Annotated in this window: 3 protein-coding genes and 1 pseudogene; 1 reads left to right on the top strand and 3 read right to left on the bottom strand. The window is 60.8% G+C overall.

Translation table 11 applies throughout. From position 1 onward, the window contains the following. From EN939_RS28195 to EN939_RS28185, 3 genes and pseudogenes are all read right to left on the bottom strand, one after another. Positions 1–297, bottom strand: a pseudogene (locus tag EN939_RS28195) (sensor histidine kinase); the annotation flags it as partial. Beyond that, entirely contained in the window at positions 294–1,055 is a 762-nt protein-coding gene (locus EN939_RS28190; protein WP_032900681.1) for a response regulator, read from the bottom strand. The pseudogene EN939_RS28195 and the gene EN939_RS28190, both read right to left, overlap by 4 nt. 41 nt (positions 1,056–1,096) lie before the next feature. Beyond that, the gene (locus EN939_RS28185; RefSeq protein ID WP_127270995.1) at positions 1,097–1,954 is read right to left on the bottom strand and encodes a MipA/OmpV family protein; all 858 of its coding nucleotides are present in this window, start codon (positions 1,952–1,954) and stop codon (positions 1,097–1,099) included. A gap of 234 nt (positions 1,955–2,188) precedes the next feature. Here EN939_RS28185 and radC point away from each other — a divergent pair. Then, on the top strand, positions 2,189–2,888 hold a 700-nt coding region (gene radC, locus EN939_RS28180; protein ID WP_164751286.1), incomplete at its 3' end, for a RadC family protein.

The raw sequence follows: 2,888 nt of genomic DNA, 5'->3' as shown, positions 1-2,888 counted from the left end.
CAGATAGGACTGGGGAATGCCGGCTATCTGGTCCCTGGGCAATATCTCGAAATCAAAGCCGGCCCGCTTTGCTGTCGCCAGAATTGCGCTACGCGCCTCCGCCGGCGTTTCTTGCAACAAGGCAGCAACAACGCCTGCACGCCTTGCGTTATCTTCCGCGGCGGGAAGGTCGACGTTCTCTATGAAACTCTCAACGACCGAACCGACGAACATGATCACGATCACCGCGATGAAAATGATCGCCACAAACTGCCCACGCACAGACTGCGGCAGGAAACGGCGGAGGATATCACTCATGCTTCCTCCACCGTCGCGGTGAAGATATAGCCACCCAACCGAACGGTCCTCAAAAGCACCGGATCGCGCGCATCCTTTTCGATCTTCCTGCGGATTCGACTGATATGGACATCGACGCTACGCTCGATCGGCCCCGCGAGCCCGGCATGGGTTACGCCCAGAAGTTCCTCGCGAGAGAGAACCCGGCCCGCATTGCGACAAAAGGCAAGCAACAGGTCGAATTCATGCGTCGTGGTCGTAACCCGCGCATTGTTGGGGTCATGCAATTGCCGGCGTATTGGATCGAGGCGCCAGCCGTTGAAACGAAGCACCTTCGACCAGTCCCGCTCGTCTGGAGCATAGGCTGTGCGGCGCAGCAGCGCCCGTATCCTGGCCGTCAATTCGCGCGCGCTGAACGGTTTCGTCACATAGTCGTCGGCGCCGATTTCCAGCCCGAAGATGCGGTCGATTTCCTCACCGAGCGCGGTCAGCATCAGGATCGGAATGTTGGTTCCGGCACGAAGACGGCGGCAGATGTTGAGACCGTTTTCGCCCGGCAGCATGACATCGAGCACGATGAGATCGAATTTCTGGTTGCGAAGCGCGGCGTTCATCTGGACGCCGCTCTCGGCAATTTCCACGATCATGCCGTTGTCGGTGAGCGTCTCGCCCAGCATGCGCGCGATCTCAAGATCGTCTTCGACAATGAGGATGCGCGAACCTTGCCTTGCCGACCTGGATTCGGCGCTCAAATCGCTTTGGTGCCGTTGCTGTGCCATTCCGGAGTTTGTCTAGCCTGCATTTGGTGCCTGGGTAGGCGTCAGAACCGATATCCGACGAGAAGCATCCCTGAAGGCTGGATCTTTTCGACGACAACAGGGCTGTCGGCAGCGTCACCCAAGAGAACACCGACCCCCGCTTCGCCGCGCACCATCCAGCTCTCGTCGAGCATATATGTGGCGGAAATCGAAAAATCGGCGCGCTTCAAACCGGCACCGGCATCATAGCGCGCCAGCCCCGAGCGAGCCGATTGTTCGGGCGTGACACCAAAATAGGCCTGCATGTAATTTTCGTCGGCGAAGACGGCGGACGCGCTGGCGCCGATCATCAACGATTGAGACAGAGGCCGGGTCACCTCGATCCCCACCCTGCCCTCAAGGCCATCGCTGCCGCCGATGGTCTTGTCGAGTTGCGCGAATATTTCGGCCGGACCGAACTTCGCCGCTGCCTTCACGCCGACCGTCGCGCCCATGTCGACGTCCCCCAAGCCGCGCAGATGGTCGGAGTCGTCTTCCTTGCGGCCCATCTCGTAGCCAAGCCGAGCGCTGAACGCGAACGGTCCTTGTTCATAGACGGCGATGTTGGCACCTGTCGGGTCGATCGTCACCGTGTCGAGGAATGTCGCCGTGACGAAAGGCACCGGCATGATCTTGAACTCATTGCTGCCTTCGTATTTGGGGACGATGATGGCGCCGCCGCCGACCACGACATGCCAGTCGGACAGCTTCTGTTCGAAACGCCCGAAACGGGAAGGCTCGGGCGGCAGGGTAAAATCATCGGAATTCACCGCAATGGCGTCTGCCGCCAGCGCGCCCTCCGAATGCGTCGAAAGCAGGATTGCCATGGCCGCGAGAGATGCCCGGCCGGCCAACAGTCCAGAGTCAATTTTGGCGAACATGCGCGCTCCAGTATAGCGAGGCAACGAGCCTCCGATGGCGCCAACATGTCAGGTGAAAGTGGCCGCATGCGTTAAGTGATGTTAAGTTTTGTTGCGCAATCGTGGTTTCATCTTGCCGTATGAGAAAGCCGTAGCGACGATCTGCCGTGGGACGTCTCGCGATCGGGGAACAGAACTGTTTCAATCCCGGCCAGAACAGTTCTAATGTCTGCGCTGGAGCAATGTGGGCGGTGTATGGGGAACACAAACGACGACGACGAGCGGAGTTTCTTCTCCGAAGCGCCGATGCGGCCTGCGGCGAAAGCCAAGGCGACGCTCGACGAAAAGCCGCATTACCTCGGTCACCGCGACCGACTGCGCGAGCGTTTTGCCCTGGCGGGTCCGGACGCCCTGCCCGATTACGAACTTCTGGAACTTCTGCTTTTTCGCCTGATCCCTCGTGCCGACACCAAACCGGCGGCCAAGGCGCTGCTGGCGCGCTTCGGCACGCTGGCCGAAGTGCTCGGGGCGCCGGTTGGCCTCTTGCAGGAAGTCAAGGGCATTGGCCCTGCGGTGGCGCTCGATCTCAAGATCGTCGCGGCAACCGCGCAGCGCATGGCGCGCGGAGAGGTGCAGGGTCGCGAAGTCCTCTCGTCCTGGACACAGCTTCTTGCCTATTGCCGGTCGGTCATGGCCTTCGAGGCGCGCGAGCAGTTCCGCATCCTGTTCCTCGACAAGAAGAACGCGCTGATCGCCGACGAGGTTCAGCAGACAGGCACCGTCGACCATACGCCCGTCTACCCGCGCGAGGTGGTCAGGCGCGCCCTCGAACTCTCGGCCACCGCCATCATCCTAGTCCACAATCACCCGTCGGGCGACCCCACACCCTCACGAGCCGATATCGAAATGACGAAGGAGATCATCGAGGCGGGCAAGCGGCTGGGCATCGCGGTGC

The sequence above is a fragment of the Mesorhizobium sp. M7A.F.Ca.CA.002.05.1.1 genome (assembly GCF_003998335.1).
Classification (GTDB): domain Bacteria; phylum Pseudomonadota; class Alphaproteobacteria; order Rhizobiales; family Rhizobiaceae; genus Mesorhizobium.
Note: the sequence above shows the minus strand (reverse complement) of the source record. Positions and strands in the feature narration are given on the sequence as shown.

Coding starts and splice junctions, on each gene's coding strand:
- EN939_RS28185 (WP_127270995.1), bottom strand. CDS start 1,954: ATGTTCGCCAAAATTGACTCTGGACTGTTGGCCGGCCGGGCATCTCTC.
- EN939_RS28190 (WP_032900681.1), bottom strand. CDS start 1,055: ATGGCACAGCAACGGCACCAAAGCGATTTGAGCGCCGAATCCAGGTCG.